We start from the raw sequence: 24,608 nt of genomic DNA, 5'->3' as shown, positions 1-24,608 counted from the left end.
GGGGCTTGGCGGCGGATTTCAAGCCGGGGCCAGGTCTTGTCAGCCGCCGCCCAGCGCCCGGTACAGCGCGATGCGGTTGAGCTGCTCGCTCAGTCGCACCGAGACCAGGCCCTGGCGGGCCGTATAGAGCGAGCGCTGCGCGTCGAGCACCTCCAGATAGCTGCTGGCGCCGCGCTGGTAGAGCGTGTCCGACAGCGCGAAGCGGCGCTCGTTGGCGGCGGTCAGCGCCTGCTGGGCGTCGAGCTGCTCGGCCAGGCTGCCGCGCTCGGCCAGTGCATCGGCCACCTCGCGGAAGGCGGTCTGCACGGTCTTCTCATAGCCGGCCACCGCGAGCTCGCGGTCGGCCTCGCTGAGCTGCAGCGCCGCGCGGCGCCGGCCGGCGTCGAAGAGGGGCAGATTGATCTGCGGCACAAAGCTCCAGGCCCCGCTGCCGCCGCTGAACAAGCCGCCCAGGCTCTCGCTCTGCGTGCCGGCCGAGGCCGTCAGCGAGATGCTGGGGAAGAAGGCGGCGCGGGCCGCGCCGATATCGGCCTCGGCCGCACGCAGCCGATATTCGGCGGCGCGCACATCGGGGCGGCGCTGCAAGACCTCCGAGGGCAGGCCCGCCGGCAGGGCCAGCAGCAGGCTGGTCGACCCCTGCAGGCTGCCCTCGGCCGGCAGCAGCTCGGGCGCCAGCGGGCCACCGACCAGCAGCTCCAGCGCGTTGCGGTCCTGGGCCAGCTGGCTGGTGTAGCGCGCCACCTCGACACGGGCGCTCTCCACCGTGGCGCGGGCCTGGGCCAGGCCCAGCTCGGAGACGGCGCCCAGCGCCAGCGCGCGCTCGGTCAGGCGCAGCGAGGCCTGCTGGCTTTGCAAGGTCTCGCGGGCCACCTTCAGGCGCTCGGCATCGGCCGCCAGGTTCAGCCAGGCGTTGGCCACCTCGGCGACCAGGCTGATCTGGCTGCTGCGGCGGTTCTCCTCGACCGCGAAGAAGCTCTGCAGCGCGGCCTCGCTCAGATTGCGCACACGGCCGAAGAAGTCCAGCTCATAGCTGGCCAGGCCCAGGCGCACGCTGTACTGGCCGCTGGCCGGCTCGCCCTGGCGGGTGTTGGCGGCCGTCGCGTTGACGGTCGGCCACTGGCCGGCGCGCTCGATGCGGTAGAGCGCGCGAGCCCGTTCGATATTGAGCACCGCGATGCGCAGATCGCGGTTGTTGGCGAGGCTTTGGTCTATGGTCTGGCGCAGCCGCGGCTCGGTGATGAACTCGCGCCAGTCGATCGCGGCAGCCGACTCGCCGGCGCCGAGGCTGGGCAAGTCGGGCCAATTGGGCAGCGCCGGCACGGGCCGCTGCGGCTCGGGCGCCAGGCTGGCGCAGCCGGCCAGCAGCAGGGCTGCCGCCATCAGGCTCAGATGCGCCCTCATGCCTGCACTCCTTGGCGAGCGCGGCGCGCGAAGAAGCCGCGTATCAGCACGTAGAAGATGGGCACGAAGAAGATACCCAGCACGGTGGCGCTGGCCATGCCGCCCAGCACGCCAAAGCCGATCGAGCGCTGGCTGCCCGAGCCCGCGCCGCTGGCCAGGGCCAGCGGCAGCACGCCGAACATAAAGGCCAGCGAGGTCATCAGAATGGGGCGCAGGCGCTGGCGCGCCGCCTTCAGCGTCGCCTCGATCAGGCCCATGCCCTGCTCCTGCAGCGTCTTCGCGAACTCGACGATCAGGATCGCGTTCTTGGCCGACAAGCCCACGGTGGTCAGCAGCCCGACCTGGAAATAGACATCGTTGCTCTGCCCGCCCAGGGTGCTGGCGATCAGCGCGCCCAGAATGCCCAGCGGCACGACCAGCATGACCGAGAAGGGCACCGACCAGCTCTCGTACAGCGCCGCCAGGCACAGGAACACGAACAGGATGGAGATCGCATAGAGGGCCGGGGCCTGCGAGCCCGACAACCGCTCCTGGTAGGAACGACCGGCCCATTCAAAGCCTATGCCCTCGGGCATCTCGTGTATGATGTCCTCGATGATGGCCATCGCGGTGCCCGAGCTGACGCCCGGTGCCGCGTCGCCGATCAGCTCGTAGGCCGACATGCCGTTGAAGCGCTTGAGCTCGCGCGGCCCCGACTTCCAGCTCGCGCTGGCGAAGGCCGAGAACGGCACCATCTCGCCGGCGTTGTTGCGCACATACCAGTGCTTGATGCTCTCGGGCTCCATGCGGTAAGCCGCATCGCCCTGGATGTAGACGCGCTTGACCCGGCCGCGGTCGATGAAGTCGTTGACATAGCTGCCGCCCATCGCGCTGGACAGCGTGTCATTGATTGCGGCAGTGGGCACACCCAGCGCGCCGGCCCGGCGGTCATCGATCTGGATATGGAACTGCGGGGTCTCGCCCAGATTGTTGTTGCGTACCCGCGAGAGCTCGGGGCGGGCATTGGCCAGCTCCAGGAACTTGTCGCGCGCGGCGGCCAGCGCGGCCGGGCCGAGGCCGCCCAGGTCCTGCAGCTGGATCTCGAAGCCGGCATTGGCGCCCAGGCCGCGCACGGCCGGTGGCAGCAGCAAAAAGACCTGGGCATCGCGCACCTGGCGTTGCAGATCATTGCTCATGCGGCGGGCCAGCTCGGCCGCGCTCTGACCCGGGCCGCCGCGCTCGTCCCAGGGGTGCAGCCGGATGAAGCCCTGGCCGGTGCCCTGGTCGCCGCCCTGGCCGGTCACGAGGTTGTAGAACATCACATCTTTTTGCTGGGCCAGGTAGGCCTCGATGATGTCCATCGAGCCGCGCAGGCGCTCGGCCGTCGTGCCCGGCGGCGTGCGGACCTGGATCTGCAAGGTGCCTTGATCCTCTTCGGGCAGGAAGGAGGTGGGCAGGCGCTGATAGAGCAGGGCGGCCGCACCCAGCAGCAGCGCATAGACCAGCAGGCTGCGCCGCCCCCGCTTGAGCAGGCCGCCGACGCCTTGCTCGTAGCGAGCGGCATTGCGATCAAAGAAGCGGTTGAAACCGTCAAAGAAGCGACCCAGCACCGGCCCAAGCAGGCCGCCCGGATGGTGGTGTTCGCCCTTGGCCACCGGCTTGAGCAGGGTGGCGCACAGCGCCGGTGTCAGGGTCATTGCGACCAGCACCGACAGCAACATCGCCGAGACGATGGTGATCGAGAACTGGCGGTAGATCACGCCGGTTGAGCCGCCGAAGAAAGCCATCGGGATGAACACCGCCGACAGCACCAGTGCAATGCCGACCAGCGCCCCGGTGATCTCGCCCATCGACTGTCGCGTCGCCTCCAGCGGGCTCAGGCCTTGCTCGCTCATCAGCCGCTCGACGTTCTCGACCACGACGATGGCGTCATCGACCAGCAGACCGATCGCCAGCACCAGGCCGAACATCGTCAAGGTGTTGATCGAGTAGCCGAAGGCGGCCAGGATGCCGAAGGTGCCCAGCAGCACCACTGGTACCGCGATCGCCGGGATCAGCGTCGCGCGCAGGTTCTGCATGAACAGATACATGATGGCCACGACCAGCACCATGGCCTCGATCAGGGTCTGGACCACGCCCTTGATCGACACTTCGACAAAAGGCGTGGTGTCAAAGCTCACCACCGCCTTGACGCCGGCCGGGAAGAAGGGCTGCAGCTCCGCCAGCTTGGCGCGGATCGTGTCGGCCGTCTGCAACGCATTGGCGCCGGTGGCCAGGAAGATCACCATGCCTGCCGCAGTCTTGCCGGCCAGGCGGGCGCGCGTCGTGTAGCTCTCGCTGCCCAGCTCGACCCGGGCCACATCGCCGATGCGCACCACGGCGCCGTCGCTGCCGGCCTTCAGCACCACGTTCTGGAACTGCTCCACCGTCTGCAGCTTGCTGCGCGCGGTGATGGTGGCGTTGAGCTGCTGGCCAGGAGGGGCTGGCAGCGCACCGATCTGGCCGGCCGAGACCTCGGTGTTCTGCGCGATCAGCGCGGCCCGCACGTCCGAAGGCATCAGCGCGTACTGGTTGAGCCGCGCCGGATCCAGCCAGATGCGCATCGCGTAGCCGGTGCCCTGGATGCTGACGTCGCCGACGCCGTCGATGCGGCTGATCACATCCTGCAGGCCGCTGCTGATGTAGTCGCCCAGATCGGTAGCGCTGAGCCGTCCGTCCTCGGAGACCAGGGACACGACCATCAGCAGATCGGTGCCGGCCTTGGTGACCGAGACGCCGCGGTCTTGCACCGACTGCGGCAGTTGCGACAGCGCCTGCTGCAGCTTGTTCTGCACCTGCATCTGGGCCACATCAGGGTCGGTGCCGGCCTCGAAGCTCAGTCGCACGCTGGCCGAGCCCGAGCTGCTGCTGCTGGACTCCATCGCGACCAGCCGGTCCAGCCCTTTGAGGCGCTGCTCGATGATCTGCGTCACCGAGTCCTCGATGGTCTGGGCCGAGGCGCCGGTATAGCTGGCATTGATCGAGATGCGCGTCGGCGCGATATCGGGGTATTGCTCCAGCGGCAGCAGATGGATGGACAGGGCGCCCGCCAGCATGATGACGATGGCGATGACCCAGGCGAAGATCGGGCGGTCGATGAAGAAGCGTGCCATGGTGCTGCCGCGCTCAGCTGCGTGATGCCGAGGCGGGGGCGGAGGCGGCCGCCGGGGCGCTTGCGCCGGGTTCGGCCGGATCGACCGTCAGCGGCCGTACTGCGGCACCGACCTTGGCTCGTTGCGGGCCGTCGATGATGATGCGCTCGCCGGCCTTCAGCCCGGTGGTGACCTGCCAGCGGTTGCCCACCGCGCGGTCCACCGTGACGGCGCGGCGCTCGACCTTGTTGTCGGCGCCCACCACCAGGGCCGAGGCCTCGCCATTTGGCGCGCGGGCAATGCCTTGCTGCGGTACCAGGATCGCCTGCTCCTTGACGCCGGTCTGTACCAGCGCGCGCACATACATGCCGGGCATCAGCAGGCCCTCGGGATTGGGCACCAGCGCGCGCAGTGTCACGGCGCCGGTGCTGCGGTTGACTGTGACGCCGCTGAACTGCAGGCGGCCGGCGTGCGGATAGGCGCTGCCGTCTTCCAGCAGCAGCCGGATCGGCGCCTCACCCGCCTTGCCTGCGGCCTGCTGGCTGCCGTCGGCCAGCTCGCGCTTGAGGCGCAGCAGCTCGCTGCTGGACTGGACGATGTCGACGTAGAGCGGGTCGAGCTGCTGCACCGTGGTCAGTGCCTCGGCCTGGTTGGCGGTCAGCAAGGAGCCGGGCGTCACGCTGGAGAGCTCGACGCGGCCGGCGATCGGCGCGGTGATGCGGGTGCGCTCCAGATTGATGCGGGCGCTCTGCAGCGCGGCGCGGGCCACGGCCAGCTCGGCCTCGGCCTGCTGCAACGCGGCCTGGCTGTCATCGCTGAGCTGCTGGCTCAGGGCCCCGAGCTTGGCCAGCTCGCCATTGCGCTGGGCGGTCACGCGGGCCGAGTTCAGGCTGGCTTCGGCCTTGGCCAGCGTGGCCTGGGCGCTGGCGACGGCGGCCTGGTAGCTGGCCGGGTCGATCTGGTAGAGCGGCTGGCCGGCCTTGACCGCCGCGCCCTCCTCAAACAGGCGGCGCAGCAGGATGCCGCCAACCTGGGGCCGGATCTCGGCAGTCTGGCGCGCGCTGGTGCGGCCCGGCAGCTCGGTGCTGAAGACATGGCGCTGGACCTGGACCTGGTGCACGCCCACCTGGGGCGGCGGCGCTGCTGCGGCGGGCTTGTCGTTCTTGCCACAGCCGACAAGCAGCAGCAGGGCGGCAAGCGCGGTCGCGCTGCCAGCACGGACCAGGATGGCGGAAGGCTTCATGGATTCTCTGCAATAGGCGGTGCAACTATGCTGCACCACAAATGTGGAGAGAGCTTGAAGACCGGGGCGATGCACGGGCATGGCTTGCCGGCGCCGCAGCGATAGGCGCTAATCTTCACGGACCGAGGCCCATGTCCCTGAGCCCATGCCCTTAAGCATTACCGCCAAGCTGTTTGCCGCCGTGCTGACGACGGCCGTCGCTGTCGCGATCGCGATGGGCGTGGCCGCGCACATCAATCTGAACCGCGGCTTCCTGGGCTATCTGAACGAGCAGGCGGTGCTGCGCCTGGATCAGGCCGTGCCCAGTGTCGCGGCCGGCTACCGGACCCATGGCAGCTGGGAGTTCCTGATCAAGCAGCCCGATCTCTGGCATCGCTTGCTGCGGCCCCTGCCGGGCGATGACGGCACGCGGCCGGCCCAGGGCAAGCCGCCGCCGACCGTCTCCGACCTAACCGGCGCGACGCGCCGCTTCACGCTGTACGACGCCCAGCGCCGGCGCCTGGCCGGCTTTCCCGGGCCGGCTATCAATGCGGTGGAGCGCGCCATCGTGGTCGATGGCGCCACCGTGGGCTGGCTGGCGATGGCGCCGTTCGAGAATGCCAGCTCGGCGGCCGAGCGGCGCTTCGAGGACGCACAGACCCGCGCCAGCTGGGCCGTGGGCTTGGGCGCTACGCTGATGGCCGCCGCCATCGCGGCCTGGGCCTCGCGCCGGCTGCTGACGCCTGTCAAGCGCGTGGCCGCCGCCACCCACCGGCTGGCGGCTGGCGACTACGAGACCCGGGTCGATGTGCGCTCGCGCGACGAGGTCGGCCAGCTGGCGGCCGACTTCAACCGCCTGGCCCACACGCTGCAACGCAATGAACAGATGCGACGCGAGTTCATGGCCGATGTCTCGCACGAGCTGCGCACGCCGCTGGGCGTGCTGCACGGCGAGCTGGAGGCGCGGGACGATGGCGTGCGCCCGCGGGACCAGGCCTCGCTGCGCTCACTGCAGGCCGAGGTCGCGACGCTGAACAAGCTGGTCAACGATCTCTACGAGCTGTCACTGGCCGATGTCGGCGCGCTGGCCTATCGCAAGGCCGATGTCGACCTGAGCGAGCCGCTGCAGCAGACGGCCGGCGCCTTCGGAGAACGCCTTGCCGCCAGCGGCCTGACCCTGGAGCTGAGCCTGCCGGCCCAGCCGCTGACGGTGTTTGCCGACGAGCGGCGGCTGCAACAGCTGTTCAACAATCTGCTCGAAAACAGCTGCCGCTACACAGAGGCTGGCGGCGTGCTGCGCATCGCTGCGCGCGTCGAAGAGGGTCAGGTCTTGATCGATGTGATGGACTCGGCGCCGGGCGTCGGCAACGAGCATTTGGCGCGCATCTTCGACCGCTTCTTCCGCGTCGATTTGTCGCGCAACCGCAGCAGCGGCGGCGCCGGTCTGGGCCTGACGATTTGCCGGCGCATCGTCGAGGCCCATGACGGCCGCATCGATGCGAAGCCGTCGCCACTGGGCGGGCTGTGGATGACGATCCGCCTGCCGCAGGTCACGGCCGGATGACGATGATGGACAACAAGCCCTTGCTGCCTGCCGACGCCGCCCGCATCCTGGTGGTCGAGGACGAGCCCAAGATGGCGGCCCTGCTCAGCGACTATCTGCGCGCCGCCGGCCATCTGCCCGAGTGCCTGGCCGACGGCCGCGAGGCGGTGCCGGCCTACCAGGCGCGGCGCCACGATCTGATCCTGCTCGACCTGATGCTGCCGGGCCGCGACGGGCTGGACATCTGCCGCGAACTGCGCACGTTCAGCGATGTGCCCATCGTGATGCTGACCGCGCGGGTCGAGGAGGCCGATCGTCTGCTGGGCCTGGAGCTGGGCGCCGACGACTACATCAGCAAGACCCCGTTCAGCCCGCGCGAGATCGTCGCCCGCGTCAAGGCCATCCTGCGCCGCAGCCGCGTCCGCAGCCATCCCGGCGACGCCGGGCCGGCGGCCGCGCTGCAGATCGACGACGAGGGCTACCGCGCCTGGTTCAAGGGCCGCTCGCTCGACCTGACACCGATCGAGTTCCGCCTCTTGAAGACCCTGTCCAGCGCGCCGGGCCGGGTGTTCACGCGCGATGCGCTGCTGGACCGGTTGCATGACGAGCAGCGCGCGGTCACCGACCGCGCGGTCGACAGCCACATCAAGAACCTGCGCCGCAAGCTGGAGCAGGCCGAGGCCGAGCCCGACTGCATCCGGGCGATCTACGGCGTCGGCTACCGCTACGACGGTTGAGCGACGTCGGTTGACGGCCGTCGAGCTCAGGCGATAGGCCGGAAGGCGTAGCCCTTGCTGCTGGCGGCCATGCGGCCCAGTGCGGGGAAGGGGAAGTGGAAGCCGCCCAGCAGCGCCTGGTTGTCGACAATGCGCTGGAACATCTCGCGGCGCACCTTGCGGGCGGCCTCGGCGTCCATATCGAAGGTGACGGCCCAGTCCGGGTTGCGGGCGAACAAGGCCGGCACATTGGTCAGGTCGGCCACATAGAAGAAGCTCTGGCCGGCGGACTGCAGCTGGAACAGCGTGTGGCCGGGCGTGTGGCCGTAGGCGGCGATCGAGCGTATGCCCGGGGCGACCTCGGTGCCGGCCTCGAAGCGCTGCAGCATCTCGGCAGGCATCTGGGCGAAGGTGCGGCGCACATTGTTGAACGCCCCCTTCATGCCCTCGGGGGCGGCGGCCATCTTGGCATCGTCCATCCAGAAGGCATGCTCGGCGGCCGGCACCATCACCTTGGCCTTGGGGAAGACGTAGTCACCGGCCTTGTTGCGCAGGCCGTTGATATGGTCGCCGTGGTAATGCGAGATCAGCACCGTGTCGATATCGCCGGGCTGGAAGCCGGCGGCGCGCAGCTGCTCCAGCAGCTTGCCGGTGGTCGGCCCGCCGAATTCGCCCAGGCCGGTGTCCATCAGGATGCGGCGGCCGCCGGCCACGATCAGGAAGGGCGTGTAGGGCACGTCGATGTAGTCGGTGCCCAGGCCTTGCGAGGCCAGCAGGGCGCGCACCTCGGCCAGCGGCGCGTTCTTGACGAACTCCTCGCCCAGCGGGCGGCGGGTCACGCCGTCCAGCAGCGCGATCACCTCGACATCGCCGACCTTGGTCTTCAGAAAGCCGGGATTGGCGATGCTGGGCATGCCGAGGTTCGGCGCGTTCTGGGCCCAGACGGGGATGAACGAGCCGGCGCTGTAGACCGCCGTGGTGGCCAGGCCTGCCCCGAGAAAAGATCGCCGATTCAGCATGAAAACTCTCCAGTCTGGTTGGTGAACGAAACGGTCGCCATGATCGCGGCGGGCCTGGATGCGCGCCCGCTGCCGCGCCTTAAGCAGTGCAAAGCCTGGGGTTATTGGTGGCGGCGGGCTGATCAGGCCAGCTGGCGCGGCCGCACCTGCGGCATCAACCGCTCGATGGCCTCCAGCGGGACGCGCCGCCCATCGGGCAGCAGCTCGGACAGCGCATTCAGGAGCTCGGGGCTGAGTCGCCCGACCACCTGGGGCAGCTCGGCGAAGCGCAGGCCCTGGCGCACGATGAAGGCGATATAGCTGTGGCGCAGGCAGTCGGCCGTGACGGTCTGCGGTCGCGCCAGCTGTGCGTCGTGGGCGGCGGCGATGGCTGCGGCCTCGATGGCGGCGGCACCCAGCGGCCAGCCCTCGGGTGTCATGAACAAGGCCTCGTGGCCGGCCGCGCTCGGCGCGTCGGCGGCCGCGCGGCGCTCTTGCGCGAACTGCCGCAACTGGGTCGGCAGCGGCAGGCTGCGGCCCTGCTCGCCGGGCACATGCAGCAGGTCGGCATCGAGCTCGATATGGACCAGCTGCAGCGCGGCCGTCTCGGCGCTGCTGAGGCCGGTCAGCAGCGCGCTGAGCAGGGCGCGCTGCTCGGTCGAGGCGTTCTCCAGCAGGCCCGCGACCTCGTGCGGCGCGAGTTCGCGAGGCAGCGTGAAGGCATGGCCGCGCTCCAGCGCCGGCGGCTGCGGGTTGTTCTCGAGTGGCTGCGGCGGCCGGGCTGGGGTCAGGCCCATCCAAGGCTGGTTCAGCACCACGGTGGACGAGGCGGGCGCCGCCAGGGCGGCACGATTGAAGAATTCGACGAACCAGACCGCCAGAAAGCCCAGCAGCAGGGCGATGGCCAGCATGATTGCGGCGTCGCGCCCGTAGTGCGGGTGCCATGGGGATTCGGACAGCGCAGCCGCCTCCAGCACCCGCAGCTGGGGCTGACGGCTTGTTTGCGTCGCCTCCAGGGCCAGCAATTGCTGCTGAGACTCCTGCTGCATCTGCAGCAGTCCGTCCAGCTCGGCCGCCATGGCCTGTACCGTGGCGAGCTGGGTATTGACGGCCTGCGCCTGCTTTTGGTCACCGGCCAGCTGCCGCCGCAGCCGCTCGGCGGCGGCGCTGCTGCTGGCCAGTTCCTCGCGCGCCTCGGCCAGCGCCGTTTGCTGAGCCCGTGCGAGCTCGGCCTCCAACTGCTGCTGCAGATCGGCGATGCGGGTCTTCAGCGCCCGCGCACCCGGGTCCATGGCCAGGTATTGCGGGGTGAACTGGCGCTCCAGCGCACGCAGCTCTTCCTGTTGCAGCGCCAAGCGCTGCTCGATGGCCGCGACGCCGGGTCGGTTGCCGGCTTGTGGCACAGGCCTGCCCTCCGCCAGCGCCTGCTCGATCGCCCGCACCCGGCCGGCGGCGCTGGCCTCGCGCTCCGTGGCACTGCTGAGCGACTGGTTCAAGCCCTTGAGCCGCGATAGTGCGGGAATCTCGTCACGCTCGTTGCTCGGAAGCTGGCTGCGCTGGCGGTAGTCCTCAAGCAAGCGGCGCTTGTCCTCGACGCGTTCGCCGATCACTCGCAGCGCCTCGCGGGCGCCGCTCAGCTGGGCGGCCGACACCACCTGGCCGAGTTGGCCCTGCTCCTCGCGATAGACCTCGACCAGGGTGTTGACCAGGCGGGCCGCCAGCACCGCATCAGCCGCCAGGGCCTCGATCTGCAGCAATTGCGAGCCCGGCTTCTCGCTGATCGTCAGCATGTCTCGCATTGCCGACACGGCCGCGTCGGGCGTCGCTTGCGTGAAGAAGCCCTGGGGCAGCAGACGGGACAGGGTCTTTTCAAGCAGCGGGCGGCTGCCCAGCAACTCCGCCTCGCGCAGCATGGCCTGTCGGACCTCGGGGGCCTCGGGCATGGCAGTGGCGCTGGCCGGTGTGATCTCCAGCAGGGCTTGCGCGCGGTAGATGGGTGTGCGCAGCAGGTTGGCGCCCTGACCGATCAACAGGGCCAGCAGGAACACACCCAAAAAGACCTGGATGCGGCGGCGCATCGCCGGGCTGCGGCCCTGCGGCTCGGCGCCCGGTCCGATGGCCTGGGCCGGGCCGAACTGAGGCGGGTAGAGCTCTGGCGGTGGAGATGTGCGATCAAACATGGGCCGGGCTCCGGCTGGTCGATAGGGTGACTATAGACACTGCACCGCAGCAAAGCGCCGCACGCAGCGGCTACTATTCGTTCAATGGCCTGAAACTGGTTTCAGCTGCTGTTCTCAACATCTCTTACTCACCTGCTATCGCCCATGCCGTCCCGTCCCGCCAAGCCGGCCGCCGCCCAGCCGCCCAGCAGCCGCGCCACGATTGCCGATGTGGCGGCCGTCGCCGGCGTTTCCAAGGCCACGGTCTCGCGCTTTCTGAACCAGGCCGACCTGCTGACCCGCGATATCGCCGCCAAGGTCGAGGCCGCGATCGCCGAGCTCGGCTACAGCCCCAGCCCGATGGCGCAGGCGCTCAAGCGCGGGCGTTCGCGCCTGATCGGCCTGGTGGTCGCCGATGTCACCAACCCCTTTTCGGTGGCGGTGCTGCGCGGCGCCGAGCGGGCCTGCCAGCAGGCCGGCTACATGGTGATGCTGTTCAATTTGGGCAATGACGGTTCGCGCGAGCGCGAGGCCATCGAGGCGCTGTCCTCCTACCAGGTCGAGGGCTTCATCCTGAACACGCTGGGCAGCGACCCGCAGGCCCTGGCCGCCGCAGCGCGGCTGCACAAGCCAGTGGTGCTGGTGGACCGGCGTCATGCCGGCATGCAGTCGGACTTTGTCTCGCTGGACAACGCCGGCGCGGTCCAGCTGGCGGCCCAGCATCTGCTGGAGCAGGGCTGGCGCGAGCTGCTCTTTGTCTCCGAGCCCAGTGCCGGCGTCAGCTCGCGGCTGGAGCGGCTGCAGGCGTTCAACAACTTCATCGCGGCCCATGCCGGCCTGGGCAGCGAGGGGCTGGGTGGCAGCGCCTTCGAGAGCCGGGAGGCGCAGGGCGAGGACCTCGACCAGGCCTTGCGTGCGCTGCGCAAGCGTGCCGGCAAGAAGCCTGTGGCCCTGCTGTCCAGCAATGCGGTCGTGACCTTGCGGGTGTCGGCGGCGCTGGCCCGGCTGGGCTGGCGCTTTGGCAGCGATATCGGCTTCATCGGCTTCGATGACACCGCCTGGGCGCCCCATGTGGGCCCGGGCCTGAGCGCGATCGCCCAGCCCACCGACGACCTCGGCCATATCGCCGCGCGCTGCCTGCTGGAGCGGCTCGAAGGCCAGGCACTGCCACCCCGGCAGATCCTGCTGCCGGGTCAGCTCGTGGTGCGCGGCTCCTCCCAACGAGCTTGAGCGAAGCGTCTGGAATTTACGGGTAAACCCGCGTATTCAGTCTGAAACCGGTTTCATAAACTGCGTTCACGGTGGTGCCGAGCGGGCATGCCACCCCGACAAGAACGACAAGCGAGACAAGCAAGCGTGAACTACGAGTTTCAGTTCGGTGCGGTGTTCGCCGCCTGGCCACTGCTCTTGCAGGGCACCTGGACGACCATCGAGTTGTCCTTTCTGGCGATGGTGCTGGGTCTGCTTGTTGCGATCGCCTGTGCCTGGGGCAAGACGGCCGGCCCGGCGCCGCTGCGCTTCGCAATCAATAGCTATATCGAGCTGATCCGCAACACCCCCTTCCTGGTCCAGCTGTTTTTCTTCTTCTTCGCACTGCCGGCCCTGGGCCTGCGCTGGAGCGCCCACACGGCGGCGCTGACGGCCATGGTCGTCAACCTCGGCGCCTATGCGACCGAGATCATCCGCGCCGGCATCGAGGCGATCCCCAAGGGCCAGATCGAGGCCGGCCTGGCGCTGAACCTGAAGCGCCACGAGATCTTCCGCTTCGTGATCCTGAAGCCGGCGCTGAAGGCCATCTACCCGGCGCTGACCAGCCAGTTCATCCTCTTGATGCTCAGCTCTAGCGTGGTCTCGGTGATCTCGGCCGACGATCTGACCTCGGTGGCCGCCAATCTGCAGTCGCAGACCTTCCGCAGCTTCGAGATCTATATCGTCGTCGCGCTGATCTATCTGGCGCTGGCGATGAGTTTCTCGGTGCTGTTCCGGCTGATCTATCGCCGCACGCTCAATTACCCGGACCGCCGCTGATCATGCGTACCTTCGGATTTGCCGAGTTCCTCTTCATTCTTGAAGCCGCGAAGTGGACCATTGCGCTGTCGCTGATCGCCTTTGCCGGCGGCGCGGTCGGAGGCCTGCTGGTGGCGCTGGGCCGCACGGCCGAGAGCCGCTGGGCGCAGCGCGCCGCCGGGCTGTTCATCCAGATCTTCCAGGGCACGCCGCTGCTGCTGCAACTGTTCCTGATCTTCTTCGGCGCGCCGGTGATAGGCCTGGACATCAATCCCTGGGTCGCGGCCGGTGCCGCGCTGATCCTGAACAGCAGCGCCTTTCTCGGCGAGATCTGGCGTGGCTGCATCCAGGCCATCCCGCGCGGGCAATGGGAGGCGGCCGAGGCCTTGAGCCTCAGCTATGTTTCACGCATGCGTGACGTGGTGCTGCCGCAGGCCTTCAAGATCGCGGTGCCGCCGACCGTCGGCTATATGGTGCAGATCATCAAGGGCACCTCGCTGGCCGCCATCATCGGCTTCACCGAGCTCACACGCGCCGGCCAGATCATCAATAACGCGACCTTCCAGCCGCTGCTGGTGTTCAGCGTCGTGGCCGCCATCTACTTCGCGCTGTGCTGGCCGCTGTCGCTGCTGGCGGCGCGCATGGAACGCCGCCAGGCCCGAGCGCTGGCGCGCTGATTGACTCTTTCGACCCACCCCTGGAGACAAGACCGATGAACAAAGCTATCCAAACCCGCCGCCTCCTGCTGGCCGCTGTTGCGGTGTTGAGCCTGGGCGCCTCGCTGTCGGCCTCGGCCCAGAGCGTTGCCGATCTGAAGAAGAAGGGCGAGCTGACCGTGGGCATGCTGGTGGACTTCCCGCCCTACGGCACGCTCAACAGCGCCAATCAGCCCGATGGCTATGACGCCGATGTCGCCAAGCTGCTGGCCAAGGAACTGGGCGTCAAGGTCAATATCGTGCCGGTGACAGGCCCGAACCGCATTCCCTTCCTGCTGACCAACAAGGTCGATCTGCTGGTGGCCTCGCTGGCGGTGACGCCGGAGCGGGCCAAGCAGGTGCAGTTCTCCAAGCCCTATGCGGCCGCCACCATCGTGGTCTACGGCAGTACCAAGGCCGCGATCAAGTCGGCCGCCGATCTGAAGAACTTCCGCATCGGCGTGGCCCGCGCCAGCACGCAGGACATCTCGCTGACCGCCGCCGCGCCGGCCGGCACCGAGATCCGCCGCTTCGACGACGACGCCTCGGCGATGCAGGCCCTGATGTCGGGCCAGGTCGACGCGATCGGCTGCTCCACCACGGTGGCCGCCCAGATTGCCCAGCGCGCCGGTGCCGCGTTCGAGAACAAGTTCGTGCTGCGCCAGCAGCAGATGGCCGTCGCGATGCGGCCGGGTCAGGAAGAGCTGTTGAAGACGGTCAACGCCTTCATCGACAAGCACCGCGCCGGCGAGCTGAACACGCTCTACAAGAAGTGGCTGGGCACGGATTTCCCGGCGATGACGGCCAACTGAGCAGCGAGCAGCACCTCATGAGCATCGAGCCCATCATCCGCATCGAAGGCGTCAACAAGTGGTACGGCCAGTTCCAGGTCTTGACCGACATCGATCTGAGCGTGGCGCCGGGTGAGCGCATCGTCGTCTGCGGGCCCTCGGGCTCGGGCAAGTCCACGCTGATACGCTGCATCAACCGGCTGGAGGCGGTGCAGCAGGGCCGCATCACGGTGGACGGGATCGAACTCACGGCGGGCGGCAAGCAGGTCGAAGCGGTGCGCCAGGAAGTGGGCATGGTGTTCCAGCAGTTCAATCTGTTCCCGCACATGACGGTGCTGCAGAACTGCACGCTGGCACCGATGCGCTCGCGCGGGCTCTCGCAGGCCGAGGCCGAGGAGATCGCGATGAAATATCTGAAGCGCGTGCGCATCCCCGAGCAGGCGCTGAAGTACCCCAGCCAGCTGTCCGGCGGCCAGCAGCAGCGCGTCGCGATCGCGCGGGCCTTGTGCATGACGCCCAAGATCATGCTGTTCGACGAGCCCACCTCGGCGCTCGATCCCGAGATGGTCAAGGAGGTGCTGGACACGATGATCAGCTTGGCCGAGGACGGCATGACCATGTTGTGCGTCACGCACGAGATGGGCTTTGCGCGCAGCGTCGCCGACCGTGTGATCTTCATGGCCGATGGCAAGATCATCGAGCAGGCCCCGCCCGCCGAGTTCTTCGCTGCGCCCAGGCATGAGAAGACCCGGCAGTTCCTTGGCCAGATCCTGAGCTCGGCGCACTGATGAGTGCAGCACCGACATTGATCTCGCTGTCGTCCTTCGGCGCCAGCGAGGTGCTCCAGCACGGCCAGCTGCATTACACGCGGCTGGCGCAGGCGGCCGGTGCCGATGGTGTCGAGGTGCGCGGCGAGTTGCTGGCGAGCGAGGCCGAGCTGCCGGCGCTGGCCGCGACCGGCATGGTCAAGGTGTTCTCCAGCCCGGCCGGGCTGTGGACCGATGAGGGTCGGCTCGATCTGGCGGCGCTGGAGCAGGGCCTGGCCACGGCACATCAACTCGGCGCCGCCCGGCTGAAGATGGCCATCGGCGGCTTCTCGGTTGCCGACGAACTGCCGGCCTTGAGTGAGCATCTGGCGCACAGCGAGATCGAACTGGTGATCGAAAATGACCAGACACCCTCGGCCGGCACGGTGAGCGCACTGCAGCGTTTCTTCGCCGCCGCCGATGCCGCCGGCCTGGACCTCGGCCTGGTCTTCGACATGGGCAACTGGCACTGGTTGGGCGAATGCCCGCAGCAGGCCGCCGCCGCGCTCGGCGCCCGCGTGCGCTATGTGCATTGCAAGGGGGTGCAGCGCGAGCGCTCGCGCTGGATCGCCGTGCCGATGGCCGACTCGGCCGCGCCCTGGCGCGCCGTGTTGCGGGCCTTGCCGCGCGCGCTGCCCTGGGCCATCGAATATCCGCTGCAGGGCGCAGACCTGCAGGCCACCACCCGCAGCGAGCTGGGCTTGCTGCAAGACGCAAGAGAGCAACAAGCATGAGCAGTCTGGATGTGATCACTTTCGGCGAGGCCATGATGATGCTGGTCGCCGACCGGCCGGGGCCGCTGGAACTGGCCGAGACCTTCTCCAAGCGCACCGCCGGTGCCGAAACCAATGTCGCGATCGGCCTGGCCCGGCTGGGTCTGCGGGTCGGCTGGGCCAGCCGCCTGGGCGCCGACTCGATGGCGCGTTATCTGCTGGGCGCGATGCAGGCAGAGGGCATCGATTGCTCCCATGTAGTTTGCGACCCGATCCAGCGCACCGGCTTCCTGATCAAGGGCCGGGTCAGCGACGGCAGCGACCCACCGATTGAATACCACCGCAAGGGCTCGGCCGCCAGCCTGATCGGCCCCGGCGATATCGACGCGGCCTGGCTCACCTCGGCCCGGCATCTGCATGCCACCGGCGTGTTCCCGGCGCTGAATGCCAACACCTATGCCGCCGCCGAACGCACGCTGGCCCTGATGCGCGCGGCCGGCCGCACGATCTCCTTCGATCCGAACTTGCGGCCCACGCTATGGTCCAGCCGTGATGCCATGGTCGCCGGCATCAATGCCTTGGCTGCCAAGGCCGACTGGGTGCTGCCCGGTATCGAGGAAGGCAAGATTCTGATGGGCTCGGATGACCCCGTGGCGATCGCGCGCTTCTACCGCGGCCTCGGCGCCAAGCTGGTGATCGTCAAGCTGGGCGCGGACGGCGCCTACTACGACAGCGACACCGTGGGCAGCGGCCATGTGGCCGGCTTCCCGGTCGCAACCGTGATCGACACGGTCGGCGCCGGCGACGGCTTTGCGGCCGGCGTCATCAGCGCCTTGCTGGCCGGTCGCAGCGTGCCCGAGGCGGTCAAGCGCGGCTGCTGGATCGGCGCGCGTGCGGTACAGGTGCTGGGTGATACCGAGGGCTTGCCGACCCAGGCCGAACTCGAAGCGGCGGGTCTGTGAGCCGAGTCCTCGTTTTCCGGGAGTTGCCGGTCGACCAACTGGCGCGCTTGCAGGCGGTCCATGAGGTCACCGTTGCCGACCCGCGCAAGCCCGAGCAGCGCGCCACCTATGACGCGGCGCTGGCCGAGGCGGAGGGCCTGATCGGCTCCAGCTTCAAGATCGACATCGCGCAGGCGCCCCGGCTCAAGGTGGTGTCCAGCATCTCGGTCGGTGTCGACAACTACGATCTGGCGGCCTTGAAGGCGCGCGGCATCCTGCTGTGCCACACGCCCGGCGTGCTGACCGAGACCACGGCTGACACGATCTTTGCGCTGATCATGGCCGCGAGCCGCCGTCTGGTGGAATTGGCCCAGCATGTGCGCGAAGGCCGCTGGGACAAGAATATCGGTGAGAACCTGTTCGGTTGGGACGTGCACGGCAAGACCTTGGGCATCCTGGGCTTCGGCCGTATCGGCCAGGCCCTGGCGCGCCGCGCGGCGCTGGGCTTTGGCATGCCGGTGCGCTACTACAGCCGCAGGCCCGTGGATCTGGGTCAGGTGCCAGGTCTTGAGGGCAAGGCCCAACATGGCAGCCTCGACGAGGTGCTGGCCAACTCCGACATCATCGCGCTGACCCTGCCGCTGTCCGAGGACACCCGCGGCCTGATCGGCGCGCGCGAGTTCGCGCTGATGAGGCAAGGCGCGATCTTCGTCAACGGCGCGCGCGGCGCCATCGTGCAGGAGGACGCGCTGCTGGCGGCGCTGGACAGCGGCCATCTGCGCGCCGCAGGCCTGGATGTGTTCGCCACCGAGCCGCTGCCGCTGGACTCGCCGCTGCGCAGCCACCCCAAGCTCACGCCGCTGCCCCATATCGGATCGGCCACGCACGAGACACGGCACCGCATGGCGGTGCTGGCCACGGACAATCTGCTGGCAGCGCTGGCCGGGCGCACGCCGCCGGCGGTCTACTCCCTGTGAGACCTCATGGTGCCAGGTCTTGCGCCCACGCCGGATTCAGCAGCGCATACACCTCATGGTCGCGCCACTGGCCGGCTATGAATAGATAGCGCCGGCTCAACCCCTCCTGAGCAAAGCCCAGGGCTTGCAGCACGGCGCGGCTGCGCTGGTTCTCGGGCCGCACGGCGGCCTGGATGCGGTGCAGGCGGACCTGGGCGCCGAACATCTCGGCGATCACGGCGCGCAGCGCTTCCTGCATCAGACCCTGGCCCTGGGCCTGCTCGTCGAGGCTGTAGCCGAGGATGGCATTCTGAAAAGCGCCTCGGGCGACCTGGGACAGATGGACCTGGCCAACGAGCCGGGCCGGGTCCTCGCGCAGGCTGAACCAGTAGCGATAGGCGCTGCCGGCAGCGAAGGCCTGCTCGCCCTGGGCGAGGCGTTCGGCCACCGCCTCGGGCGCGAAGAAGTCGGCCGGGTAGGGCGGGTCCCAGCATGCGAAATGGGCGGTGTTGCGGGCCTGGTAGTCAACGACCGCAGCGGTCAGCGCGACCGTCGGCGCGCGCAGCAGCAGGCGCTCGGTGTGCAGCGCGAAGGCGGCCATGCCGCTACTCATGCGCCAGGGCGCAGCGGCGGGCTGAAGCGCAGTGCCATCGCGATGCGGTTCCAGGCATTGATGCCGGCCACGGCGGCGGTCAGAAAGCTCAAGGTGGCGGCGCCGAACTCGGCCAGTGCGCGCTCGTACAGCGCGTCGTCGGCGCCACCCTGGGGCGCCAGGGTCAGCGCTTCGGTCCAGGCCAGCGCGAGGCGCTCGCGCTCGCTATAGACCGGCGCCTCGCGCCAGGTGGCCAGCAGGTCCAGCTTGGCCGCCGGCACTTGCAGATCGCGGGCCACGTTCAGATGGAACTGCAGGCAGAAGGCGCAGCCATTGAGCTGCGACGCGCGGATCTTGATCAGCTCCTGCAGGTCCTTGGGCAGGCCCGAGGCGTTGACGGCCTTGCCCAGCGCGATCAGGGCTTCGCTGACGCCGGGCGTCAGGGCGGCGAACTCGGGGCGGTCGATACGGGCTGCGGTCATGGGGTGAGGGCGGTTCAACAAGGATGGCGGGATTATCGGCGGCGGGGCTGGGGCAATTTGTCCAAAGGCAATTTGTCCAATCGCGCGCGGCCGGCAAAACCCGAAGAATGGTCCTCTGTTGAGCCAGCGCAAGCCCGCAATCCCGTGGGCTTGCGCGGCCGCAAGGACTTCCATGGATGCTTTCATGCTGGCCCGCATGCAGTTCGCGGCCAATATCACCTTCCACATCCTGTTCCCGACCATCAGCATCGCGCTGGGCTGGGTGCTCCTGTTCTTCCGCTGGCGCTGGCTCAAGAGCGGCGCGCTCGCCTGGCTGACGGCCTACCGTTTCTGGACCAAGGTGTTCGCGCTGACCTTTGCGCTGGGCGTGGTGTCCGGCATCACGATGAGCTTCCAGTTCGGCACCAACTGGCCCGGCTTCATGGAGCGGGCCGGCAACATCGCCGGGCCGCTGCTGGGCTACGAGGTGCTGACGGCCTTTTTCCTCGAAGCCGGTTTCCTGGGCGTGATGCTGTTCGGCCATGGCCGGGTCAGCGAGCGCGTGCACCTGGGCGCCACCTTGATGGTGGCCTTCGGCACCACGCTCAGCGCCTTCTGGATCCTGAGCCTGAACTCCTGGATGCAGACGCCGCAGGGCTTCGAGATCATCAACGGCGAGTTCCATGCGCTGAGCTGGATGGACGTGATCTTCAATCCCTCCTTCCCCTATCGCCTGGCGCACAAGCTGCTGGCCTCGGGCCTGACGGTTGCCTTCATCCTGGCCGGCGTCAGCGCCTGGCAGCTGCTGAAGGGCAAGGTCCAGCCCCATACCGCGCGGGTGCTGCGGGTCGGCCTGAGCCTCGCGGCCCTGCTGATCCCGCTGCAGATCCTGGTCGGCGATCTGCATGGCCTGAACACCTTGAAGCACCAGCCGGCCAAGGTCGCCGCGATGGAGGGTGTCTGGCAGACCGAGCGGGGTGCGCCGCTGCTGCTGTTCGCCTGGCCCAATGAGAAGACCCGCAGCAATGACTATGCGATCGGCATCCCGAACGGTGCCAGCCTGGTGCTGACCCACCGCGCCGATGGCGAGATCCGCGGCCTGGACGAGTTCAAGGGCGCGCATCCGCCGGTGGCGCCGCTGTTCTTCGGCTTTCGCATCATGGTGGGTCTGGGCCTGCTGATGCTGGCGGCCAGCTGGCTGGGGCTGTGGCTCTACCGACGCCGTGGCTGGCAGGCCGAGCGGCTGCCGCGGCCGCTGCTGCGCCTGCTCGTACTGATGAGTTTTTCCGGCTGGATCGCGACGGTGGCCGGCTGGTATGTGACCGAGATCGGCCGCCAGCCCTTCATCGTCTACGGCCTGCTGCGCACTTCGGAGGTCGTCTCGACGACGCCGGCGCCGATGATTGCCCTCACGCTGGCCGGCTATCTGAGCCTGTACCTGGCCTTGCTGGTGGCCTATGTGGCGGTGATCAAGACCATGGCCGAGAAGCCGATCGACGCCACCCTGCCCGGGCAGGATCCGCTCAATCTGAGGAGCGCCGCATGAACGCCGATATCTGGATGCCCCTGGTCTTCATGGGCCTGATGGGCCTGGCCCTGCTGATCTATGTGGTGCTGGACGGCTATGACCTGGGCGTGGGCCTCTTGATGGCCGGCGCCCCGGATGTGCACAAGGACCGCATGGTGGCCTCGATCGGCCCGTTCTGGGATGCCAACGAGACCTGGCTGGTGCTGGGCATCGGCATCTTGCTGATCGCTTTCCCAAAGGCGCATGGCCCCATCCTGCAGGCCCTGTACCTGCCGGTGGCCGTGATGCTCTTGGGGCTGATGCTGCGCGGCGTGGCCTTCGACTTCCGCGTCAAGGTGCAGGCGCAGTGGAAGCCGCTGTGGAACCGCGCCTTCATCGCTGGCTCGCTGCTGGCCTCGCTGGCCCAGGGCTGGATGCTGGGCCGCTATATCAGCGGCTTCGCCGAGGGTTATACCTACACGCTGTTTGCCGCCGTGATCGCGCTGGCGCTGTCGGCCGCCTATGCCTTGCTGGGCGCCGGCTGGTTGCTGATGAAGACCGAGGGCGAACTGCAGGCCCGTGCGCTGCGCAGCGCCAAGCGCGCCTGGCCGGCTGTGGTGCTGGGCCTGGCGCTGATCTCGCTGGCCACGCCCTGGATCAGCCCGACGGTGCGCGCGCGCTGGTTCGCGCTGCCCGAGCTGATCGCGCTGCTGCCGATCCCGCTGATCAGCGTCCTGGCCCTGCTGGCCTTGCGGGCGCTGCTGAACTCGCACCGGGTGCTGGGCAAGCTGTGCTGGCTGCCCTTCGCCCTGACGGTGCTGGTGATGCTGCTGGGCTTTTTCGGCCTGGCCTACAGCCTCTATCCCTTTGTGATGATGGACAGGATGACGATCTGGCAGGCGGCCGCCGCGCCGAAGTCGCTGCAATTCATCTTGCTTGGCTGCGCGATCACCGTGCCGGTGATCCTGGCCTACACGGTGTTCGCCTACCGAGTGTTCTGGGGCAAGGCTGGCGATCTGCGCTATGGATGAGGGCTGAGCTCATCCGCCGCTGCCGCAAGTCATGCCGAGCAGATCGCAATTCGTCGCCTGGCGCTGGTGGCGGGGGGCCTGACTTTCGATACTCCCTCCATCGCGAATCTGGCGGTGAAGGGGAGACATTGAAAATGAACAAGAGTTCGGCGTCCGCCATCTACCATGCCCTGCTGGCGCCCCTGGTCCTGGTGGCCCTGCTGGCGCCGGCTGCGCCGGTGCAGGCCAGCGAGCTGGTCAAACTGGCGCGGCTGGTCGTCACCGGCAAGCGCCTGGGCCCTGAGCCCACCGCCGCCGAGCGGGCCCGCATCCAGCAACTGCCACCCGTGCTGATCGAGGGTCGGCGCAGCACCGACGGCCTGCAGGTCGCGGCCCAGCCGCGCGGCTTGCCCAAGGCCTTGTGATGCACCGAGATGGTGTGTTGAGCCCGCTTTCATCCCCACGGCCGGGCGCCGGCGCACCGTCTGCTGGCGCCACCGGCAATCGCTGTGCGCCAGTCGCGCAGGCCCCGCAGCGGCACTGATTTACCCCCTCCCGCGCCGCCGCGTTTGCGCTCACACTGCGCGGCTTTGCGGGCCCCTGGTCTTCCAGGGCGGCAACAAGCCCGCCAGCGATCGAGGACCAGAGATGAGCAGCAAGCAGTGGCGCAAGGGCGTGCCCTTTCACGCCGAGGTGGCGCCTTGGGTGCGCCATATGCCCCAGGTCGACGAGTACCGTGAGAACCTGCTGCGTCTGCAGGGCGTCTGGGACAGCCTGGCCCTGCTGGGCCAGATGAGCGGCGCGGCGGCCGATATCGCCAACACCCGGGCGGCTTTCGAGGCACTGACAGCTCGGCTGCTGGACAGTCTGGCACGCCGTCTGCTGGACAACGCGCGCCAGCGCCTGCAGGGGCAGGCCCAGGTGGCGATCGATATCCTGGTGCGCAATCTGTTCGAGCGCACGGCGGACGTTGGCTTCCTGGCCGCCGATGCGCCCTTGCGCGCGCTGGCCGCCAGCGGTGACAGGGCGGCCGAGGCGCGGGCCGCGCTGGAGGCGCGCTTCAGGGCGTATGTGGCCAAATACTCGGTCTATGACGACATCGTCCTGCTCTCGCCCCAGGGCCTGGTGCTGGCGCGGCTGGACCGCAGTGTCGCGGCCACGCACAGCGCCGACCCGCTGATCGCGCAGGCCCTGCGGCCCGGCGTGCCCTATGCCCAGCGCCACGGCACCACCGATCTGCTGGACGGCCGCACGGGCCTGATCTTCGCCAGCGCGGTCCAGGGCGAGGAGGGCGGGGCCTGCGGGGTGCTGTGTCTGTCCTTCCGCCTGGCCGACGAGATGCGCAGCGTGTTCGCCCAGCTACTGCCGGCCGGCGAGCGCACGGTGCTGGCCCTGATCGACGCCCAGGGTCTGGTCTTGCAGAGTTCGGACCCCTGGCAGATCCCGCCCGGCGCCCGGTTGCCGGCCGTGTCGCGGCAGCGCCTGGTGTTCGCCGGGCGCGACTATCTGGCCGTCGCGGCGCCGGCCAATGCCTATGAAGGCTATGCCGGGCCGGGCTGGTCGACCGTGGCTCTGGTGCCGGTGGAGCGGGCCTTCGAGGTCGATGAGACGGCGGCGCCGGGCGTCGCCGCCGCGCTGGCCGGCAGCCTCGATACCCGCGAGCTGTTTGACGCCGAGCTGCACGGCATACCGCAGGAGGCCTTGCGCATCCAGCGCGATCTGTCGCGCTCGCTATGGAACGGCAGCCTGCGCAGCCGTGCGCGCAGCGATGCGGCCGGCTTTGCGATCACCTTGCTGGGCGAGGTAGAGCGCACCGGCCAGCGCCTGCGCCTGGTGTTCGAGCAGGCCATCGCCAATCTGCAGCACTCCGCGCTGGCGGCGGTGTTTGACAGCGCGGTCTTCCATGCCCGGCTGGCCATCGACATCATGGACCGCAATCTCTACGAGCGCGCCAACGACTGCCGTTGGTGGGCGCTGGACGCCGAGCTGCAGCGGCTGCTGAGTGGTGAGGCCACGGCGGCCCAGGCCGGCGAGCGCCTGCGTCATATCAACAGCCTCTACACGGTCTATGCGCTGCTGCTGGTGTTTGATGCCGAGGGGCGGGTGCTCGCGGTGTCTGACCCCGCTCAGGTCCATCAGCAGGGGCGCCTGCTGGACGCGCCCTGGGCGGCCGCCACCTTGGCGCTGCGCGATCGCGAGCGCTATGCGGTCTCGCCGCACACGGCCTGCGGTCTCTACGGCGCACACGGCGAGCGGCCTACCTATGTCTATGCCGCCGCGCTGCCGGCGCCCGACGATGGCAGCCGGGTGCTGGGTGGCATCGCGGTGGTGTTCGACGGCGAACCGCAGTTCGCCGCGATGCTGCGCGACGCACGGCCGCCCGGCGCCAGCGCCCTGCTGCTGAGCCGCGATGGCCGTGTCGTGTCCTCGACCGACCCGCGCTGGCCGGTCGGCGGCAGCGGGCCGCTGTCGAGTGCCGATCTGGCGCTGGCGGCCGGCGAGACTCGCCGCTGCGAGCTGGAGATCGCCGGTCTGGTGCATGCGGTGGGCATTGCGATGTCGGGCGGCTACCGCGAATACCGGCGCGGAACGGCACCCTGCGAACAGGATGTGGCGGCGGTGATGCTGATGCCGTTGGGCTCGCGCCTGGCGGTGGACACCGGGCTGCCAGTGGCCTTTGAGCCGCCCGCACATCAGCCCGCGCTCGGCGAGCCGATGCTGGACATTGCCAGCTTTCTGGTCGACGGCCAGTGGCTGGGCCTGCCAGCCCGGCAGACGCTGGAGGCGCTGGAGGGCCCCCGCATTACCGGCATGCCGAATGCGCCGGCGGCACTGCTCGGCATGCTGAGCCATCAGGAACAGATGCTGCCGGTGCTGGATCTGGGGCGCCTGCTCTATGGCCGGCCCAGCGCGGCGAGCGAGGCACCGGTGCTGGTCTGCCAGCGCGAGGGCGGGCAGCGCCTGGCGCTGTGCGTGCAGG

21 protein-coding genes are annotated in these 24,608 nt (G+C 68.8%); 14 read left to right on the top strand and 7 right to left on the bottom strand.

Annotation, left to right across the window (positions count from 1 at the left end; all coding sequences use genetic code 11):
* Positions 1-39 precede the first annotated feature (39 nt).
* From PO768_RS05750 to PO768_RS05740, 3 genes are read right to left on the bottom strand one after another with little or no spacing between them, the layout of a single operon-like run.
* Positions 40-1,401 carry an efflux transporter outer membrane subunit gene (locus tag PO768_RS05750; protein WP_272645279.1) on the bottom strand — a complete coding sequence of 454 codons (1,362 nt, stop codon included), beginning with the start codon at positions 1,399-1,401 and terminating at the stop codon, positions 40-42.
* The gene (locus PO768_RS05745; protein WP_272645278.1) at positions 1,398-4,532 is read right to left on the bottom strand and encodes an efflux RND transporter permease subunit; all 3,135 of its coding nucleotides are present in this window, start codon (positions 4,530-4,532) and stop codon (positions 1,398-1,400) included. Before PO768_RS05745 ends, PO768_RS05750 begins: the two co-directional genes overlap by 4 nt.
* Positions 4,533-4,545: 13 nt before the next feature.
* On the bottom strand, positions 4,546-5,754 hold the full coding sequence (locus PO768_RS05740; protein ID WP_272645277.1) for an efflux RND transporter periplasmic adaptor subunit: 1,209 nt from the start codon (positions 5,752-5,754) through the stop codon (positions 4,546-4,548).
* A 145-nt stretch (positions 5,755-5,899) separates the two neighbouring features.
* Between PO768_RS05740 and baeS the strand changes: the two genes are divergently transcribed.
* Together baeS and PO768_RS05730 are read left to right on the top strand one after the other, a co-directional pair.
* Entirely contained in the window at positions 5,900-7,297 is a 1,398-nt protein-coding gene (gene baeS / locus PO768_RS05735; RefSeq protein ID WP_272645276.1) for a sensor histidine kinase efflux regulator BaeS, read from the top strand.
* Positions 7,298-7,302: 5 nt separating this feature from the next.
* Positions 7,303-8,013 (top strand): response regulator, encoded by a 711-nt coding sequence (locus tag PO768_RS05730; protein WP_442953182.1) that lies wholly within the window; start codon positions 7,303-7,305, stop codon positions 8,011-8,013.
* Positions 8,014-8,039: 26 nt separating this feature from the next.
* Here the strand turns inward: PO768_RS05730 and PO768_RS05725 are convergent, their stop codons facing one another.
* Together PO768_RS05725 and PO768_RS05720 are read right to left on the bottom strand one after the other, a co-directional pair.
* The gene (locus PO768_RS05725) at positions 8,040-9,011 is read right to left on the bottom strand and encodes an MBL fold metallo-hydrolase (protein WP_272645274.1); all 972 of its coding nucleotides are present in this window, start codon (positions 9,009-9,011) and stop codon (positions 8,040-8,042) included.
* Positions 9,012-9,133: 122 nt separating this feature from the next.
* Positions 9,134-11,170 carry a GumC family protein gene (locus PO768_RS05720; RefSeq protein WP_272645273.1) on the bottom strand — a complete coding sequence of 679 codons (2,037 nt, stop codon included), beginning with the start codon at positions 11,168-11,170 and terminating at the stop codon, positions 9,134-9,136.
* 144 nt (positions 11,171-11,314) lie between these two features.
* Here PO768_RS05720 and PO768_RS05715 point away from each other — a divergent pair, with 144 nt between their 5' ends.
* The 8 genes from PO768_RS05715 (at position 11,315) to PO768_RS05680 (ending at position 18,079) form a co-directional block, all read left to right on the top strand.
* Positions 11,315-12,379, top strand: coding sequence for a LacI family DNA-binding transcriptional regulator (locus PO768_RS05715; RefSeq protein ID WP_272645272.1), 1,065 nt, complete (start codon positions 11,315-11,317; stop codon positions 12,377-12,379).
* Positions 12,380-12,505: 126 nt separating this feature from the next.
* On the top strand, positions 12,506-13,177 hold the full coding sequence (locus PO768_RS05710) for an amino acid ABC transporter permease (RefSeq protein WP_272645271.1): 672 nt from the start codon (positions 12,506-12,508) through the stop codon (positions 13,175-13,177).
* Between the two features lie 2 nt (positions 13,178-13,179).
* The gene (locus PO768_RS05705) at positions 13,180-13,833 is read left to right on the top strand and encodes an amino acid ABC transporter permease (RefSeq protein WP_137943344.1); all 654 of its coding nucleotides are present in this window, start codon (positions 13,180-13,182) and stop codon (positions 13,831-13,833) included.
* Between the two features lie 35 nt (positions 13,834-13,868).
* Positions 13,869-14,663 carry a transporter substrate-binding domain-containing protein gene (locus tag PO768_RS05700; protein WP_272645270.1) on the top strand — a complete coding sequence of 265 codons (795 nt, stop codon included), beginning with the start codon at positions 13,869-13,871 and terminating at the stop codon, positions 14,661-14,663.
* A 17-nt stretch (positions 14,664-14,680) separates the two neighbouring features.
* Positions 14,681-15,430, top strand: a complete 750-nt coding sequence (locus tag PO768_RS05695) for an amino acid ABC transporter ATP-binding protein (protein WP_269841062.1) — start codon at positions 14,681-14,683, stop codon at positions 15,428-15,430.
* On the top strand, positions 15,430-16,182 hold the full coding sequence (locus PO768_RS05690; protein ID WP_272645269.1) for a sugar phosphate isomerase/epimerase family protein: 753 nt from the start codon (positions 15,430-15,432) through the stop codon (positions 16,180-16,182). Before PO768_RS05695 ends, PO768_RS05690 begins: the two co-directional genes overlap by 1 nt.
* Complete coding sequence (locus tag PO768_RS05685; RefSeq protein WP_272645268.1) at positions 16,179-17,123, top strand: sugar kinase; 945 nt, start codon at positions 16,179-16,181, stop codon at positions 17,121-17,123. The genes PO768_RS05690 and PO768_RS05685 overlap by 4 nt, the downstream gene beginning before the upstream one ends.
* A complete protein-coding gene (locus PO768_RS05680; RefSeq protein WP_272645267.1) occupies positions 17,120-18,079 on the top strand; it encodes a 2-hydroxyacid dehydrogenase in 960 nt (319 codons plus the stop codon). Before PO768_RS05685 ends, PO768_RS05680 begins: the two co-directional genes overlap by 4 nt.
* Positions 18,080-18,083: 4 nt before the next feature.
* Here the strand turns inward: PO768_RS05680 and PO768_RS05675 are convergent, their stop codons facing one another.
* The gene (locus PO768_RS05675; protein ID WP_272645266.1) at positions 18,084-18,659 is read right to left on the bottom strand and encodes a GNAT family N-acetyltransferase; all 576 of its coding nucleotides are present in this window, start codon (positions 18,657-18,659) and stop codon (positions 18,084-18,086) included.
* A gap of 8 nt (positions 18,660-18,667) precedes the next feature.
* Positions 18,668-19,132 (bottom strand): carboxymuconolactone decarboxylase family protein, encoded by a 465-nt coding sequence (locus PO768_RS05670; protein WP_262969299.1) that lies wholly within the window; start codon positions 19,130-19,132, stop codon positions 18,668-18,670.
* Between the two features lie 172 nt (positions 19,133-19,304).
* Between PO768_RS05670 and PO768_RS05665 the strand changes: the two genes are divergently transcribed.
* From PO768_RS05665 to PO768_RS05650, 4 genes are all read left to right on the top strand, one after another.
* A complete protein-coding gene (locus tag PO768_RS05665) occupies positions 19,305-20,657 on the top strand; it encodes a cytochrome ubiquinol oxidase subunit I (protein ID WP_272645265.1) in 1,353 nt (450 codons plus the stop codon).
* The gene (locus PO768_RS05660) at positions 20,654-21,649 is read left to right on the top strand and encodes a cytochrome d ubiquinol oxidase subunit II (RefSeq protein ID WP_272645264.1); all 996 of its coding nucleotides are present in this window, start codon (positions 20,654-20,656) and stop codon (positions 21,647-21,649) included. The genes PO768_RS05665 and PO768_RS05660 overlap by 4 nt, the downstream gene beginning before the upstream one ends.
* A 134-nt stretch (positions 21,650-21,783) precedes the next feature.
* Positions 21,784-22,053 carry a hypothetical protein gene (locus PO768_RS05655; RefSeq protein WP_272645263.1) on the top strand — a complete coding sequence of 90 codons (270 nt, stop codon included), beginning with the start codon at positions 21,784-21,786 and terminating at the stop codon, positions 22,051-22,053.
* 223 nt (positions 22,054-22,276) lie between these two features.
* Positions 22,277-24,608 (top strand): chemotaxis protein CheW (locus tag PO768_RS05650; RefSeq protein ID WP_272645262.1); only part of this gene is annotated, 2,332 nt, incomplete at its 3' end.

The organism is Paucibacter sp. XJ19-41 (assembly GCF_028462495.1).
Taxonomy (GTDB): Bacteria; Pseudomonadota; Gammaproteobacteria; order Burkholderiales; family Burkholderiaceae_C; genus Roseateles_E.
This window is presented reverse-complemented; position numbering and strand designations above follow the sequence as displayed.

Bases quoted from the DNA above. Each gene is read 5' to 3' on its own strand.
- PO768_RS05750 (WP_272645279.1), bottom strand. From the start codon at position 1,401: ATGAGGGCGCATCTGAGCCTGATGGCGGCAGCCCTGCTGCTGGCCGGC.
- PO768_RS05745 (WP_272645278.1), bottom strand. From the start codon at position 4,532: ATGGCACGCTTCTTCATCGACCGCCCGATCTTCGCCTGGGTCATCGCC.
- PO768_RS05740 (WP_272645277.1), bottom strand. From the start codon at position 5,754: ATGAAGCCTTCCGCCATCCTGGTCCGTGCTGGCAGCGCGACCGCGCTT.
- baeS (WP_272645276.1), top strand. From the start codon at position 5,900: ATGCCCTTAAGCATTACCGCCAAGCTGTTTGCCGCCGTGCTGACGACG.
- PO768_RS05730 (WP_442953182.1), top strand. From the start codon at position 7,303: ATGGACAACAAGCCCTTGCTGCCTGCCGACGCCGCCCGCATCCTGGTG.
- PO768_RS05725 (WP_272645274.1), bottom strand. From the start codon at position 9,011: ATGCTGAATCGGCGATCTTTTCTCGGGGCAGGCCTGGCCACCACGGCG.
- PO768_RS05720 (WP_272645273.1), bottom strand. From the start codon at position 11,170: ATGTTTGATCGCACATCTCCACCGCCAGAGCTCTACCCGCCTCAGTTC.
- PO768_RS05715 (WP_272645272.1), top strand. From the start codon at position 11,315: ATGCCGTCCCGTCCCGCCAAGCCGGCCGCCGCCCAGCCGCCCAGCAGC.
- PO768_RS05705 (WP_137943344.1), top strand. From the start codon at position 13,180: ATGCGTACCTTCGGATTTGCCGAGTTCCTCTTCATTCTTGAAGCCGCG.
- PO768_RS05700 (WP_272645270.1), top strand. From the start codon at position 13,869: ATGAACAAAGCTATCCAAACCCGCCGCCTCCTGCTGGCCGCTGTTGCG.
- PO768_RS05695 (WP_269841062.1), top strand. From the start codon at position 14,681: ATGAGCATCGAGCCCATCATCCGCATCGAAGGCGTCAACAAGTGGTAC.
- PO768_RS05690 (WP_272645269.1), top strand. From the start codon at position 15,430: ATGAGTGCAGCACCGACATTGATCTCGCTGTCGTCCTTCGGCGCCAGC.
- PO768_RS05685 (WP_272645268.1), top strand. From the start codon at position 16,179: ATGAGCAGTCTGGATGTGATCACTTTCGGCGAGGCCATGATGATGCTG.
- PO768_RS05675 (WP_272645266.1), bottom strand. From the start codon at position 18,659: ATGGCCGCCTTCGCGCTGCACACCGAGCGCCTGCTGCTGCGCGCGCCG.
- PO768_RS05670 (WP_262969299.1), bottom strand. From the start codon at position 19,132: ATGACCGCAGCCCGTATCGACCGCCCCGAGTTCGCCGCCCTGACGCCC.
- PO768_RS05665 (WP_272645265.1), top strand. From the start codon at position 19,305: ATGGATGCTTTCATGCTGGCCCGCATGCAGTTCGCGGCCAATATCACC.
- PO768_RS05660 (WP_272645264.1), top strand. From the start codon at position 20,654: ATGAACGCCGATATCTGGATGCCCCTGGTCTTCATGGGCCTGATGGGC.
- PO768_RS05655 (WP_272645263.1), top strand. From the start codon at position 21,784: ATGAACAAGAGTTCGGCGTCCGCCATCTACCATGCCCTGCTGGCGCCC.